Source organism: Plantibacter cousiniae (nom. nud.) (assembly GCF_977070315.1).
Map to the genome: position 1 here is coordinate 114698 of NZ_CDRVEU010000007.1, position 13561 is coordinate 128258.

General features: G+C 58.4%; 14 protein-coding genes and 1 tRNA gene. 4 read left to right on the forward strand and 11 right to left on the reverse strand.

What is annotated here, in order from left to right; genetic code table 11:
• Positions 1 to 4: 4 nt before the first annotated feature.
• Together ACW55A_RS15065 and ACW55A_RS15070 are read right to left on the reverse strand one after the other, a co-directional pair.
• Complete coding sequence (locus ACW55A_RS15065) at positions 5 to 415, reverse strand: hypothetical protein (protein ID WP_122583368.1); 411 nt, start codon at positions 413 to 415, stop codon at positions 5 to 7.
• Positions 416 to 1013: 598 nt separating this feature from the next.
• Positions 1014 to 1089, reverse strand: a tRNA-Thr gene (locus ACW55A_RS15070).
• 77 nt (positions 1090 to 1166) lie between these two features.
• On the opposite strand from ACW55A_RS15070, the gene ACW55A_RS15075 reads away from it, so the two are divergent.
• The 3 genes from ACW55A_RS15075 (at position 1167) to ACW55A_RS15085 (ending at position 3629) form a co-directional block, all read left to right on the forward strand.
• Positions 1167 to 1436 carry a hypothetical protein gene (locus ACW55A_RS15075; protein ID WP_419178207.1) on the forward strand — a complete coding sequence of 90 codons (270 nt, stop codon included), beginning with the start codon at positions 1167 to 1169 and terminating at the stop codon, positions 1434 to 1436.
• Between the two features lie 410 nt (positions 1437 to 1846).
• Positions 1847 to 2872 carry a DnaJ domain-containing protein gene (locus tag ACW55A_RS15080; RefSeq protein WP_498811408.1) on the forward strand — a complete coding sequence of 342 codons (1026 nt, stop codon included), beginning with the start codon at positions 1847 to 1849 and terminating at the stop codon, positions 2870 to 2872.
• Between the two features lie 430 nt (positions 2873 to 3302).
• Positions 3303 to 3629 (forward strand): DUF6124 family protein, encoded by a 327-nt coding sequence (locus tag ACW55A_RS15085; RefSeq protein WP_455808553.1) that lies wholly within the window; start codon positions 3303 to 3305, stop codon positions 3627 to 3629.
• Between the two features lie 295 nt (positions 3630 to 3924).
• Here the strand turns inward: ACW55A_RS15085 and ACW55A_RS15090 are convergent, their stop codons facing one another.
• From ACW55A_RS15090 to ACW55A_RS15110, 5 genes are all read right to left on the reverse strand, one after another.
• Positions 3925 to 5142: a methyltransferase gene (locus ACW55A_RS15090; protein ID WP_498811409.1), complete on the reverse strand. Its 1218-nt coding sequence runs from the start codon at positions 5140 to 5142 to the stop codon at positions 3925 to 3927.
• 55 nt (positions 5143 to 5197) lie between these two features.
• Positions 5198 to 5887 carry an ABC transporter permease gene (locus tag ACW55A_RS15095; RefSeq protein WP_003372237.1) on the reverse strand — a complete coding sequence of 230 codons (690 nt, stop codon included), beginning with the start codon at positions 5885 to 5887 and terminating at the stop codon, positions 5198 to 5200.
• Positions 5884 to 6579 (reverse strand): ABC transporter permease, encoded by a 696-nt coding sequence (locus ACW55A_RS15100; RefSeq protein ID WP_003434735.1) that lies wholly within the window; start codon positions 6577 to 6579, stop codon positions 5884 to 5886. Before ACW55A_RS15100 ends, ACW55A_RS15095 begins: the two co-directional genes overlap by 4 nt.
• 66 nt (positions 6580 to 6645) lie before the next feature.
• Complete coding sequence (locus tag ACW55A_RS15105; protein ID WP_498811410.1) at positions 6646 to 7410, reverse strand: ABC transporter substrate-binding protein; 765 nt, start codon at positions 7408 to 7410, stop codon at positions 6646 to 6648.
• A gap of 13 nt (positions 7411 to 7423) precedes the next feature.
• Entirely contained in the window at positions 7424 to 8197 is a 774-nt protein-coding gene (locus tag ACW55A_RS15110) for an ABC transporter ATP-binding protein (protein WP_003318317.1), read from the reverse strand.
• A 524-nt stretch (positions 8198 to 8721) separates the two neighbouring features.
• Between ACW55A_RS15110 and gabP the strand changes: the two genes are divergently transcribed.
• A complete protein-coding gene (gene gabP / locus ACW55A_RS15115; protein ID WP_248688171.1) occupies positions 8722 to 10113 on the forward strand; it encodes a GABA permease in 1392 nt (463 codons plus the stop codon).
• Between the two features lie 57 nt (positions 10114 to 10170).
• Here gabP and ACW55A_RS15120 read toward each other — a convergent pair whose 3' ends face one another.
• From ACW55A_RS15120 to ACW55A_RS15135, 4 genes are all read right to left on the reverse strand, one after another.
• Complete coding sequence (locus ACW55A_RS15120; RefSeq protein ID WP_003342242.1) at positions 10171 to 10656, reverse strand: hypothetical protein; 486 nt, start codon at positions 10654 to 10656, stop codon at positions 10171 to 10173.
• Between the two features lie 143 nt (positions 10657 to 10799).
• On the reverse strand, positions 10800 to 12146 hold the full coding sequence (locus ACW55A_RS15125) for a methyl-accepting chemotaxis protein (RefSeq protein ID WP_003434729.1): 1347 nt from the start codon (positions 12144 to 12146) through the stop codon (positions 10800 to 10802).
• 311 nt (positions 12147 to 12457) lie between these two features.
• Positions 12458 to 12736 (reverse strand): hypothetical protein, encoded by a 279-nt coding sequence (locus ACW55A_RS15130; RefSeq protein ID WP_498811411.1) that lies wholly within the window; start codon positions 12734 to 12736, stop codon positions 12458 to 12460.
• Between the two features lie 180 nt (positions 12737 to 12916).
• Positions 12917 to 13360 (reverse strand): helix-turn-helix domain-containing protein, encoded by a 444-nt coding sequence (locus tag ACW55A_RS15135; RefSeq protein ID WP_498811412.1) that lies wholly within the window; start codon positions 13358 to 13360, stop codon positions 12917 to 12919.
• Between the last annotated feature and the right edge of the window lie 201 nt (positions 13361 to 13561).

Sequence of the window (13561 nt, forward strand, 5' to 3'; positions counted from 1 at the left end):
ACCTCTACAGGCTAAGCGGATCGGGGGCTGCAGGCGTATCAACGACATTTCCCGCGTTGCATTCGATTGCATCGGTGCTGCGAAGGTGGGGAAGACCCGTGTTGCGAGCTATTCGAGCGAATTCAGCTTCTACCATCGGTATCAGCAACTGACTTAAGGCACTGTGCAGTGCCTCGGCTTGCTTCTGATCAAGCCGTTTGACGGTGCCAGTCAAACCGCTCGCACAGCAAACCCTCTCTGGATCGATGCGGAGCATGTCCAATACCCCATCTATGTATCCGCGCAGATATTCGCCACGGTTGAACAGCACCAAGCTCGCGGGTCCCTCCTGATAATCCCAGTGAACCTCCCATTGACCACCCTTCTTGATCATCTCGATTTGTGGAATAGGGGCGCGGGTACTGGGCTTCGGCATGGTTTCTCCGGTCAGCGATGTGAGGCGAGGATGGTTTTGAGGGTGTTTCCAGGTGGGCTACTGAAAACCTTTTTCCGGGATACCCCCTCCTGACGCGTAAGCGGTGTAAGTGAGCGAGAAAAAGCCCTGTAACCCCCGTAACCATTGAGGATCCTCACTTACAGTCGAGTCGTCAAAAAGTGTAAGCGAAAGAAAGGATCAAAAAATATCCTTTAAAAACAGTAGGTTACAGAGTCGCTCACTTACAGTCACAAACTGTTCTGTGCTTACGCCTTTCTGACAGTCTACTTACGGTTAGGTATTTTCACTAAGCGATTGATTTATAAGGATTTTATAGAGATTAAAAATCTCACTTACACTTCTGACGCACTTTTTAGGTATGCACCGGAAAATTTTTCCCCGTGTGTAGGGTGTGTGGCAGACATGTGCGCACACATCCTCGTGAGGCTCAATTTTTGAGGCTATCACTACCTGTAACTGGTCGAATTCAGGATGCCCGCTGGCCCTGGGAAGCGTCGTTCTGGACGGCTTATTACGTGCGTTGTTACGTGCGGGACAAAAAACAAGGGCCTGCATCGCTGCAAGCCCTTGATTTATATGGTGCCGGCACCAGGAGTCGAACCCGGGACCTACTGATTACAAGTCAGTTGCTCTACCAACTGAGCTATACCGGCGTAATGGGCTGCGAGTATATAGAGTCTGATGCGCTTGTAAAGCCTAGCTGTCTGATTCAGTTGAAAAAAATCGACCATTGGCGCTTCAGGTCGGATGTGGGCAGGTGGTGGTGCAGGACGTTTCTGTTGGTTTGGACGGATTGGTCTGTGTGGCAGGGCGGATGGCGTTGAATTCGGGCGTTGATTTTGCCGCTGGCGCACACGGCTTTTGCATCATGGAACGCTGGATTTTTCACCTGGCCTTGCAAACCGATATGTCTAGCCTTGATGGCTATCTGGCGCTCAAGAAGGCACCCATCCGCCCCCGCCATTTTCGGGCAGTTGCGGGGCAGGAGGGCTTTGCATAGGCTTGTTCTCAACGGCCCAGGCTACTGAGTCAGCAGCAAGGGTCGTTAGCTTTTCAGCCAGGCAGATAAAGGACTATCTGATGAGTGATGCGATGGATCGTAACCAGGTTTGGGGTGTTGTTTGCCGCAGGCTGGTCATTCGCTGAAGAGTTGTTGAAGGATATTTGCAGGTGCGCCTGGCCTGTTGGCTTTGCGCAGGGTGGGCTGAGGATGGCTGTCTGAATCGCATGAATGTGCGTCTGGATGCCGACGAAGGCTTCATCGATGTTTCAAGAAATGCCCGGATCCTCTGGATTCGGGCATTTTCTTGTGCGCTGGTTGCTGTTGCGTCGGATTTGCACTGGAGCTACCGGCTTTTTGGCCGATACAGCTGTATCGAAAATGGCAGTCGGCCATGGACAGCAAGTGCAATGCAGAGAACGCCTACGCATTACGAGCTGCTGAGTGTCGCTCGCGATGCCTCTCCTGAGCAGATCAAGAAGGCTTATCGCAAGCTGGCGCAGAAGCTGCACCCTGACAGGAATCCAGATCCTTACGCCTCGGAGATGATGGGCGTCGTCAACGCGTCTCACGATGTGCTGGCTGACCCTTCGCGGCGTGCGGCTTATGATGCGCAGCTCGCTGCCAACGAGCACAAGGCGCGTATGGACGCTGCGCGCCGCAAGCAGGCGCATGCAGCCCGTGGGCAGGCGGTGCATGTGTATGCGGCCACTTCTGCAGCCACTGCTGCTGCGCCGTCTCAGGCGGCTCGTGCGGGGCCGGCGCCCAAGTCTTCTTCCTATGCTTCTGCATCCCCTTCCGGTGACAAGCGTCGTCGCAGTGCGTGGCGTTGGGCGCTGTTGTTTGTGGTGTTCTGCGCGGGTGGCGCATGGATGGGCTACGACCCGGGTGCAGGCAAGTCGTTTGTGCCGTCCGAGCCTGCGCCGGTTGCGCAGACGTGGGTCAAGCCGGCGCCTGTCATGCCTGCCGCGCCGGTTGAGGAGCCTGTAGCGAGCCCAGCCAAGCCGGTGGATGCGGCGGCGTCCGAATGTGGCGTGCCGGCGCTTGATCCGATGGGCGCGCCGTGGCCGGACAAGGCGGGCTATGTGAAGGACATGCCGGTGCTCAAGGACAACGGCTGGTCGCAGATCACTGTGGATAACTCGGCAGGCGAGTCGGCGGTGTATGCCAAGGTCACGGATGCGGTGGGGCGCAGGGCGTTTCGGCATGCGTTTGTGCCGGCCGGGGCGGTGTTTGTGTTCGCCAAGATGGACCCGGGGCTGTACCTGCTCAAGTACAAGATGATGAGCACGGGCTGTGCGTTTGCGTCGGGGCGGATTTTGCTGGAGGAGACGCCGATGGGCAGTCAGATCAAGTCCAGTGCCTATAAGCTGACGTTGAGCAAGCTGCAGAACCGCAGTGTGCCGTTTGCGCGGCTGAAGGATGATCAGTTTTAGTAGTGAGTCATGACAGGAATGCGGCGCTGCGTATTCAGTCTTCGCGAGCAAGCTCGCTCCCACGGGTTCTGCGCACGTGGGTTGAGATCATGTTTTGCAACGCTTTCAGGCCGGTTTTTGCAGGCATCGTCTCTTTCTTTTGAAGGACATTTCCGAGAGAATCCCCGACCGCTTGCGCCCCTCTGTCTGGGCTTCTAATCTCCGCCCCGTCGCTGCCCATCAGCGATCGGGTTTAGTCGCCCGGATTTGAGTTAAGGCGTATCGCGTCGCTGTTTTGTTCAGGTCTTCTTCCTGCACTCTATGGCGGCTGTGCGTGAGGGCACCTTCGGGTGCGCCGGTCTTAGCTCCCGGTCGACTAACCTTCGCACAGCTGCCACCTCACTCGTTTAGTCGCGACCCAGTGGCAGTTCCATTGAGGAGAGAGCTAAGCATGGTCAAAGTAACCCCCGATCCGCCCAACAAACCGTCCAGCATCGCACCGGTCTTCGACAAGGCTGTGGTCAAGCGCGCCATGGAGTGTTACCTGCCAATCTCCCGACCGGCCAAGGAACCCCACGACAGCAAGTTCGACTTCATCAGCCTGGAAGCCACCCTGGTGCACGCGCTGGATTTTCTGCGCTGCGCATCGGCCACCGCTCACGAACTCGGCGATGAGCTGACCGGTTCGCAACGCGATCTGGCGTTCGCTTCCATGCACATGCTGGAAATGGCCAAGGTCATGGTCGAGCGCTTGCTGGAGTGTGTCGAAGAGGTCTGAAATCTTACGCCGGACAGCTCGTGCACAGGCGTCTGCGTGTGCACGATTGGGCCGCGCAAAACGCTTGCGCCAGAGCCTTTACCAAATCTTTATGCACAATTTGCTGATAAAGATTTGCGCAGTCGGGTAATTGTGTGCAGTCGGGTGCATTGAGCCGCAAGGCATTGTTTTTGCGGGTTACGGGAAGGATTGCGGAAAAAAATAAGGGGCTTCAGTAACTGGCGCGCCAAGCTTTAACGCACTCATCCACATTTTCATCAACAGACTTATCCACAGGTTGCTCAATCGATTTACGTCACGATTTTCGAGCCAGAATCAGCAGGTTGCGCGGTGTAATCCGGCTGTCACAGAAAGTGCCAACGCTCACGCTGTAACCCTGCTCACGCACATACATCGCTCTGTCCAGCACCAGCCACATCTCCAGCGGACGCCGAAACAGATCGCGGACCAGTTCCAGGTTGCGCACTTCGGCCAGTCTTTTCCAGCCAGCGGCCTCCAGCGCAGACCAGTCCTGTTGACCCGGTGCAGGCAGATGCTTGAGTTTTGCCAGATGGTTGCAGTAGTCCGCGTAGGACGCATCCAGCCAGGACGTTGGCAGCGACGGTGTGGGCAAGTAGTCATCGATGCCGCGCAGGCGGCGCTGCAGCAGGTCGAAGCCCAGGCGACGGGCCATCGAGATGTCGCGTTGACGGCGTACGCGCGCGCCGGCTGTCACGGTTTCACTGAGTGGCAGACCCAGCTCGTCTCGCGACAGCTTCAGGCCGGACGCCTTGCCCTCGCTGGACAGCGCCTGATAAAGGTCGTGCCGGGTGCGGTTATAGCAGCACGGCGCAATCGCCATGTGCCGACAGCCCGTCTGGCTGGCCAGCTCCATCAACTGAATGTGCAGGTCGCCGCAGGCATGCAGCGCCACAGGCGTGTGTTCGGGTTGCAGGTAGCGCCATGTGTCGTCAGCCATGACATCCTGCTGCACATGCCTGGCATCGATGCCTTGCCGCGTGCTCAGGGCCAGGCCTGCTTCGATCAGTGCCGGATCGTGCTCCAGGCAGGTCAGACGCTGGCCGGGCCCGGTCAGGCGGCGCCCTAGATGGCCTTTGCCAGCGCACCAGTCCAGCCAGTGAGTTGTGCTGTCACGCATGTCCAGATGGCTGGCGAAGGCTTCGATCTGCTGCCACTTGCGCCCCGGCACATCGACGCTCATGCGCGCCTCGACCGGCTGCAGAGCGTGCACGGGCAGTTCTGCGACGTGGCTCAGCGCTACGGCTTCGGCGGCCAGTTGCTTGAACGGGAAGGGCGCGTCGAGGTGTTCCGGGTGATTGTGCGCGGCCTCGGCCTGTTCCAGCGTGCGTTGCCGCAGCCAGTGCGCGAGGTCAGGGTATTTGTCTTCCCATGGCAGGGTCAGGTGCGTGAACGGCTTGGGTCGCCACAAGGCCTGATGCGCGAACAGGAAGCTGTCCAGCGCACCAAAGTGGCTGCCGAGGTGTTCATCCTGCAAGCGAGGTTCAGAGGGCATGGTGGCGGCCTCGTGTGGCAAGGTGCTGACTGGATCGACGCCAGCACCTTTCATATCAGCGACCCTGGCTTGCGTCTACACGCAATAGTTTTTCCAGCAGCCGGAAGCCCTGCACCAGCACGAAGGTCATGACCAGGTAGAACATGCCGGCGGCGAAGAAGATTTCCACCGGCAGGTAGGTGCGGGCGATGATCGTGCGCGCCATGCCGGTCAGTTCCAGCAGGGTGACGGTGCTGGCCAGCGCACTGGCCTTGAGCATCAGGATCACTTCGTTGCTGTAGGCCGGCAGGCCGATGCGTGCTGCGCGTGGCAGGACGATGTAGAACAGCGCCTTCCATTTCGACATGCCCAGCGCCCGTGCCGCTTCGATTTCACCTGGCGGCACCGCCTGCATGGCGCCACGCAGGATTTCGGCGATGTAGGCGGCGGTGTGCAGGGTCATGGTCACCACGGCACACCAGAACGGGTCGCGCAGGTATGGCCACAACGCACTCTGGCGCACCGACTCGAACTGCGCCAGCCCGTAATAGACCAGAAACAGTTGCACCAGCAGCGGCGTGCCGCGGAAGAAAAAGATGTAGGCGTAGGGCAGGGCGCGCACCGGCCAGTGGCGCGATGCACGGGCAATGCCCATCGGGATGGCGAGGATCAGCCCGGCGATGACGGCAATCGCCACCAGCTCCAGGGTCAAGGTTGCGCCCTGTGCCAGGCGGGGCAGCCACTTGATGATGACTTCCCAGTTCATGACGCGCTCCTCAGAAAGCCGCGACTGGCGCGCTTCTCAAGGAAGTACATGCCGGCCATGGCCAGCACGGTCAGGCCCAGGTACATGAAGGCTGCGACCATATAGAAGGTGAACGCTTGCTTGGTGAAGCCCACGGCGATCTGCGCGTGGCGCATGATTTCTTCCAGGCCGATCACCGAGACCAGCGCGGTGTCTTTCATCAGAATCATGAACAGGTTGCCCAGGCCGGGCAGGGCGATGCGCCACATCTGCGGCAGGACCAGTTTGAAGAGGATGCGCGAGCGTGACATGCCCAGCGCCAGCCCGGCTTCACGATGGCCTTTGGGGATGGCCAGAATCGCGCCGCGAAACACTTCGGTCGCGTAGGCACCGAAGCAAATGCCCAGGGCGATGACCCCGGCAGCAAAGGCGCTCAGGGCCAGGTCAGGAATGTCGAACAGGTTGCCCAGAGCGCGCATGCCGTTGACGGTGCCGAAGTAAATCAGCAACACCCAAAGCAGTTCGGGAATGCCGCGTACCAGGGTCGAGTAGGTACTGCCCAGCCATTGCAGCGGCTTGTAGGGCGAGGTCTTGGCCAAGGCGCCGAGCAGTCCGAGTATCAGCCCCAGGCACAGGGCCGAGAGTGCAAGCTGGACCGTCATCAGCGCGCCAGCCGCAAGGGCCGGGCCGAATCCGTGGAGATCAATGTTCATGGGCAGGCTTTGTCAGGGCCGGTCGCCGCGCTTCGACAGGAAGCGGCGGCGACGCGGTCAGGTGAATCAGAGGATGCTGAAAGGGAAATACTTGTCGTTGATCTTCTTGTAGGTGCCGTCAGCGATGATTTCTTTCAGGGCCGCGTTCAAGCGCTCGCGCAGGGCGTCGTCACCCTTGCGCACGGCGATGCCGATCTTGTCGTCTTCAACGACAGGCTCGCCCTTGAACTCGAAGTTCTGACCCGCTTCGCTTTTCAGCCACTCGAAGCTGACGTATTTGTCGGCCAGCATGGCGTCGACGCGACCGGAGGACAGGTCGAGGAAGGCGTTTTCCTGAGTGTCATAGAGCTTGGCGTCCATGATCCCGAGCTTGTCTTCCAGCCAGGTGGCGGCCAGTGTCGAGCGCTGTGCACCCACTGACTTGCCGGCAAGGCTTTCTTTGGCTTTTTCAGTGCTCGATACGTCGACCGAGGAGGTTTTCGGCGCGATGAATTGCAGCTTGTTCGAGTAATACGGGTTGGTGAAATCGACCACCTGCTTGCGTTCTTCGGTGATCGACAGCGACGAGATCAGGAAGTCGAACTTGTTGGCCATCAACGCCGGGATGATGCCGTCCCAGTCTGACGTCACCGCTTCGCACTCGACCTTCATCCTGGCGCACAGGGCCTGGCCGATTTCATAGTCGAAGCCCACCACCTGGCCACTCGCGTCCTTGTTGTTGAACGGCGGGTAGGCACCTTCGATGCCCATTTTCATTGTTTCAGCAAAGGCACTGCCGCTGAAGGCAAGGGTGGCCGCTGCGATCAGCAAGATCTTTTTGTACGACTGCATGGGTGTTGCTCCGTTAGCGGTGACTCGACATGAATTGTTTGCACCTTGCCGACAGCGGGTTTTCGAACACTTGCTGCGGTGTGCCCTGTTCTTCGACCATTCCCTGATGCAAAAACACCACTTCACTTGATACCTGACGTGCAAAATTCATTTCGTGGGTCACCAGCAGCATGGTCCGGCCTTCTTCAGCCAGTGCGCGGATGACGCCGAGTACTTCCTGAACCATCTCCGGGTCGAGGGCCGAGGTCGGCTCGTCGAACAGGATAACCTTTGGTTGCATGGCCAGCGTACGCGCAATGGCGGCGCGTTGCTGCTGTCCGCCGGAAAGTTGCGCGGGGTAGGCATGGCGCTTGTCGGCGATACCGACCTTGGCCAGCAACTCTTCAGCCACCGCAATGGCCTCGGCCTTGCTCTGACCGAGCACGCGACGCGGAGCTTCGATGATGTTATCGAGCACGCTCATGTGCGGCCACAGGTTGAAATTCTGGAACACGAAGCCGATCTGGCTGCGCAAGCGATTGATCTGCCGGTTATCGGCGGCAATCAGGTCGCCGTTGCGCGCGGCCTTGAGCTTCAATTCTTCGCCGGCCACCAGAATCTGGCCCTGATGCGGGTTTTCCAGCAGGTTGATGCAGCGCAGCAACGTGGACTTGCCGGAACCGGAGGAGCCGAGGATCGATATGACGTCGCCGTCGCGAGCCGTCAGCGAGATGCCTTTGAGCACCTCAAGCTGATCGTAGCGCTTGTGCAGGTTGCGGATTTCCAGGGCGGGCGTGGCCTCGGCCATGTGGGGTCCTCATTGAAGTGTGCGCGCTGCTGCCAGCGAACGCCAAGCTAGCACAGCGTTTAAAGGACAACCATCGACGTCTGGCGTCCAGCGTGGAGGCGCTCGACGGGTTGTCTCATCCGGGCAGCGGACGGTCGCAAGAAGGCAAGCATGATGCCCTGTAAAACAGGGGCGTGCGCGAAAAAGGCGCGATGTTGCCAGCTTTGGCCTGGTGTTGGAAGTAGCATTTGCTGAGCGGCGGTCTGATTTCTGCACCATGTTTGCGCTTGGAAGAAGGTTTGGGGCATTTTTGGTGCGTGCATGTAGACGAATCTGAGGCGTTTGGTAACAAATCCTACAGACAGCTAAGAAAAGCCATCGTCTTGCATGCTTCACGGTTCAAGCCACAGGCCTCGTATTCTCTAAGCGACGTCGTTTTCGAAATATTTTGGCGCAATTCTTGCGTCAAATATAAAGAACGGCACCGTAGGTTTCTTTTTACGTAACGCTCCGGTGTGCCTCGCTCGTCTTGCACAGGTGGTTTTATGAGCAGTACCGCTAACTCTTCCGAGCTCGAACAAGGGCTGAAACCTCGACACATTACGATGCTGTCGATTGCTGGCGTGATTGGCGCCGGTTTGTTCGTCGGCTCCGGCCACGCGATTGCCGAAGCCGGCCCTGCCGTGCTGCTGGCGTATGCCGCTGCGGGTACGCTGGTGGTGCTGGTGATGCGCATGCTGGCTGAAATGGCCGTTGCCTCGCCTGACACCGGTTCGTTTTCAACCTATGCCGACCGCGCTATCGGTCACTGGGCCGGTTTCACTATAGGCTGGTTGTACTGGTGGTTCTGGGTGCTGGTGATTCCACTGGAGGCCAACGCTGCTGCAACCATCCTGCACGCCTGGTTCCCCAACATCGCGATCTGGATGTTCACGCTGGTCATCACGCTGGTGTTGACGGCGACCAACCTGTTCAGCGTGAAGAACTACGGTGAATTCGAGTTCTGGTTCGCGCTGATCAAGGTCGTGGCGATCATTGCGTTCGTGGTGCTGGGTGTTGCGGCGATCTTCGGTCTGCTGCCCACCAGCGACGTCAGCGGTGTCAGCCATCTGTTCGACACCGGCGGCTTCCTGCCCAACGGTATGGGCGCAGTGCTGGCAGCGATGCTGACCACCATGTTCTCGTTCATGGGCACCGAGATCGTGACCATCGCAGCGGCCGAGTCCAAGAACCCTGGCAAGCAGATCACCAAGGCCACCAACTCGGTGATCTGGCGGATCTTCCTGTTCTATCTGGTTTCGATCTTCATCGTGGTGTCGCTGGTGCCGTGGAACGACCCGCGCCTGGCCGAGGTGGGTTCTTATCAGACCGTGCTCGATGCAATGGGCATTCCGAACGCCAAGTTGATTGTTGACCTGGTGGTATTGGTTGCTGTGACCAGCTGCCTGAACTCGGCCCTGTACACCGCTTCGCGCATGCTGTTCTCGCTGGGCAAGCGCGGCGATGCACCTGCCGTGTCGAAGCGCACCAGCAAGGGCGGTACGCCTCACTGGGCGGTGCTCATGTCGACTGCGGCGGCTTTCCTGACCGTGTTCGCCAACTACATCGCGCCTGCGGCCGTATTCGATTTCCTGCTCGCCAGCTCCGGTGCCATCGCACTGCTGGTGTATCTGGTGATCGCGGTGTCGCAGCTGCGTATGCGCCAGAAGCGCATTGCTGCAGGCGAGGCCATCGACTTCAAGATGTGGCTGTTCCCATGGCTGACCTGGGCTGTGATCGCGTTCATCGTCGCGGTGCTGACCATCATGCTGCTGCAGGAAGAGCATCGCCTCGAAATCATCGCCACCGGCGTACTCAGCCTGTTGGTGATCGGCGCTGGCCTGATCGTATCGCGTCGCCGCAAGGCCGGTCGCGTGGGCGCTGCTGCGCTGGGTTGATCGCGCCCCTTAGCGGATGATGCTCGTGCCAATATCATGCATTGGCACGAGCTTGCATCAGCGTGCGGCTCTGGTGTCTCTCTTCATCAGCAGGTCGGACGCCAGCGTGTAATCCTTCTGGAAGGCAGGGCTTTCGATCCACTCGATTGCACTGTCTTCGTCCTCATCGTGGTACATCGCGCGGTACACGATAAGCAGGCCCATCATGAAGTCCGTGGCCGGGTCTTCGTCCTCCTCGGAAATCACCAGTGCCAGCACCGGGTATTGCAGGAAGACGACGCACAGCGCGAGCTGGCTGATGGCCTCCGCTTGCTTCATGGCCGTGAACAGGTCGTCGTAGTCAGCCGGGTCAAAACCGTTCTCGACAATGTCGCTGAAGTCGAAGGTATTGAGGTCGAGTTCGACGTCATCGAACGGCTGGTTGACCAGTGCCGAGGCAAACACCGGATGAACCAGGCTGGTTGCAGCCTTGCCCGAGCGGTTCTGCTTGGCCTTGATCTTTGCGCGCTTGGCACGTTTTTGCTGCTTGTCTGGCGAGGCCATGAGCGGTCCTTTGGCTGGCGTGAGGTGCAATGGCCGCTATTGAAGCGCAGACGAGCCCGATAACCAAGGTTTGTGCGGTAATTGGTGGGCGATAAAAAACCCGCAGCGCGCGGGTTTTTGATTTGCGGGGTGTTACCGACGCGTCACCGTTTGCCCGGCTTTGCGAACGCTTCGGCTTCATCCATGCGGTTGGCGAACATGCTGACGGCTTCGACCGCATCGCTTGCGCCATCGCGGATCTGCACGATGACCTGCCCGGCCTGGTCTGCCAGTATCACACCGCGAATGGCTCCTTCCTGAGTCGCGCCCATGCTTGCCACGGCTTCGCGTGTTTCGGCGAGGATCTTGCCAATCATTTCGGCAATCTCGGTGGTCGAGCCGCTGGTACGTCCCGCCAGTTGCCTGACTTCGTCGGCCACCACGGCAAACCCGCGGCCCTGGTCACCCGCCCGAGCCGCCTCGATGGCTGCGTTGAGCGCCAACAGGTTGGTCTGATCGGCAATGCCGCGAATGGTGTTGACGATGGCGGTGATCTGCTCGGAGCGATCACCCAGCTGACTCACCAGCTTCGCCGATGCACCGATGTTTTCGGAGATCTGGCGCATCTCCCGCGCCGTGTCCTGAATGACCAGGGTTCCCTGTTCGGCCACTTTCTCGGTTTCTGCCGAGATATGGTAAGCGCGCGATGCACCGTGTGCGTCCGCTTCCTGTTTTTCAACGCGGTGGGTGATGTCGCTGGCGAACTTGACGATTTTGTAGAGTTTGCCGTCGACATCAAAAACCGGGTTGTACGTCGCTTCCAGCCAGACAACCCGACCCTGTTTGCCGATGCGTTTGAACTGGTCGCCGATGAACTCGCCGTGGTTCAGCTTGCGCCAGAACTCGGCGTACTCCGGGCTGTTGACCAGTGCCGGCTCGCAGAAGGTTCGGTGGTGTTTACCCTTGATCTCGTTCAGCGCATAGCCCATGACGTTCAGGAAGTTGTTGTTGGCCGTAATCACATTGCCGTTGGGCTCGAATTCGCAGATAGCCATCGCGCGGTCTACCGCTGCCAGCTTGCTGTTGGTTTCGTTCTCCAGCATCACGCGTGCGGTGACATCCAAGGCGTACTTGACCACCTTGACGACGTTGCCCTGCGCGTCAACGACCGGGTTGTAGCTGGCTTCAAGCCAGACGCTGTGACCGTTCTTGCCAACGCGCTTGAAGGTGCCGGAGATAAATTTCCCGGCCTTCAGGGATGCCCAGAGGTCAGCATACTCGCGGCTGCGGAGCATCTCCGGTTCGCAGAAGTCGCGATGCGTCTTGCTTGCCAGCTCTTCGGCGCGATAGCCCATCGCCGCAAGGAAGTTATCGTTGGCCCGGAGGATCTTGCCATCGAGGCTCAGCTCGACCACCGCCATCGACTTTTCCAGCGCGCTTGTCAGTCCGTTGAGTCCATCTACCTGGGCCTTCATGGCCGTCAGCTCAGCTTTGTTCTTATTTCCGAACATAACGTGCCCCTCGGTGTGTTTGCGGACCTACTGTGATGAGGCTATCGACTCGAAAGGCTGCAGCATGAATGCGCATCGCAACAATTGAAAAAATAAATCAAGTATTTTTTGGCGCCAGAGACGCGCGCGGAGCTGATTTGTCGACAAAAGCATGCGGCAATGAGTGCGGGACTGGCGCGCAGAGGGGCTGCTCGCCAAATTCCGGACAAAGAAAAGCCCGCGATGGGGGAGCGGGCTTAAGGATTCACACTTGGGAGCAGCTCTACAATGACGCGGCCGCTGTGAAAACTTTGTGAAGAGTTTTCACTGTTTTACTTTTTTTCAGGCTGAATGGTGTTGGTCACTTCGGAGGTCGGCACGAAGGTCTTCGACTCTTCGGCAGCCGCTTCCTTGGACTCGGCTTTATCCTTGGCCGCTACGGTGTTCTCTTTGGCCGCTTCGTTCACTTTGTCCTGAGCAGACTCCATCTTCTCCTGGGATTTCTCCTGATGCGCCTGAGCGTCCTGTGCCTTCTGTTCGGATTTGCTGTCGCAGGCAGCCAGACCCAGAGTGGCGGCGAGGATGAGGGCGGAGGCAGTTAACTTGAGCACGGAATTTTCCTTGTGGAAGCAAATGTATGGCTTCGAGGGTGGGCGGGGAAAATTAGTTCAATGGGATGGGGGCGGCAGGGCTCTGGATGGCGGGTATGAGTAGCAGAAGGCTGTTGTGATCTTCTGAAGTGTTGCCTTGAACGGCACCTTTACATGCCGCCAGACTAATCACCCTGTGAGTCAAGCGACTTTCAGCTCGGACTCTTTCCACTGTGTTCCGTCCAATTCGAACGCGGCTCCTTCGTGGGGTTGTGCATTTCGTTCGAAGATGATCGGACCAAAATTGGCGTGGATATAGGCAGCGTAAAAAGCCCTCATGGCAACGTCAGCTGGTCCCGGTATTTCTTGAGATTCGCGCTTTTCCCAGTTGGCAATGTTCTGCACATCGACCCGGAAAATGGCTGCAGCCTCCTCCTGAATGAGATCCTGCTCCTTTCTCAAAAAGCGAAACTGACGCCCGGTCATTGGCGTTTTCTGGCCAATGATATCCACAGCTATCGCTCGATGAAGTCCGTCGATATCTTCGATCTTCACACCTTCGCCGTATGGCGTTTCGAGGATCGTATAACCATTTTTCAAGAAGATGCCGTCCAGTCCACTGCCTTTATATTTGTACATTTTCATACCTCCCACACCGTAATTGCGAAAAGCTCGTCAGGCTCAGGACTTGGATTGACGGCTACTACCATGCAGACAACATCTCTCGGCGCGAGCTCGCTCATCCGGAACTCGAAGTTGCCATGCTTCTCGCTGTACGTAGGCCCTCGGATGATTGCTCCTCGACGCAGGCATCTCAGGGCCTCCGTGGCGGTTATGCCGCGCTCA

Excerpts from the sequence above, each read along its gene's own strand:
- ACW55A_RS15100 (WP_003434735.1), bottom strand. The coding sequence starts at position 6,579 with ATGAACATTGATCTCCACGGATTCGGCCCGGCCCTTGCGGCTGGCGCG.
- ACW55A_RS15110 (WP_003318317.1), bottom strand. The coding sequence starts at position 8,197 with ATGGCCGAGGCCACGCCCGCCCTGGAAATCCGCAACCTGCACAAGCGC.
- ACW55A_RS15095 (WP_003372237.1), bottom strand. The coding sequence starts at position 5,887 with ATGAACTGGGAAGTCATCATCAAGTGGCTGCCCCGCCTGGCACAGGGC.
- ACW55A_RS15080 (WP_498811408.1), top strand. The coding sequence starts at position 1,847 with ATGCAGAGAACGCCTACGCATTACGAGCTGCTGAGTGTCGCTCGCGAT.
- ACW55A_RS15085 (WP_455808553.1), top strand. The coding sequence starts at position 3,303 with ATGGTCAAAGTAACCCCCGATCCGCCCAACAAACCGTCCAGCATCGCA.
- ACW55A_RS15065 (WP_122583368.1), bottom strand. The coding sequence starts at position 415 with ATGCCGAAGCCCAGTACCCGCGCCCCTATTCCACAAATCGAGATGATC.
- ACW55A_RS15090 (WP_498811409.1), bottom strand. The coding sequence starts at position 5,142 with ATGCCCTCTGAACCTCGCTTGCAGGATGAACACCTCGGCAGCCACTTT.
- ACW55A_RS15135 (WP_498811412.1), bottom strand. The coding sequence starts at position 13,360 with ATGAAAATGTACAAATATAAAGGCAGTGGACTGGACGGCATCTTCTTG.
- gabP (WP_248688171.1), top strand. The coding sequence starts at position 8,722 with ATGAGCAGTACCGCTAACTCTTCCGAGCTCGAACAAGGGCTGAAACCT.
- ACW55A_RS15105 (WP_498811410.1), bottom strand. The coding sequence starts at position 7,410 with ATGCAGTCGTACAAAAAGATCTTGCTGATCGCAGCGGCCACCCTTGCC.
- ACW55A_RS15120 (WP_003342242.1), bottom strand. The coding sequence starts at position 10,656 with ATGGCCTCGCCAGACAAGCAGCAAAAACGTGCCAAGCGCGCAAAGATC.
- ACW55A_RS15125 (WP_003434729.1), bottom strand. The coding sequence starts at position 12,146 with ATGTTCGGAAATAAGAACAAAGCTGAGCTGACGGCCATGAAGGCCCAG.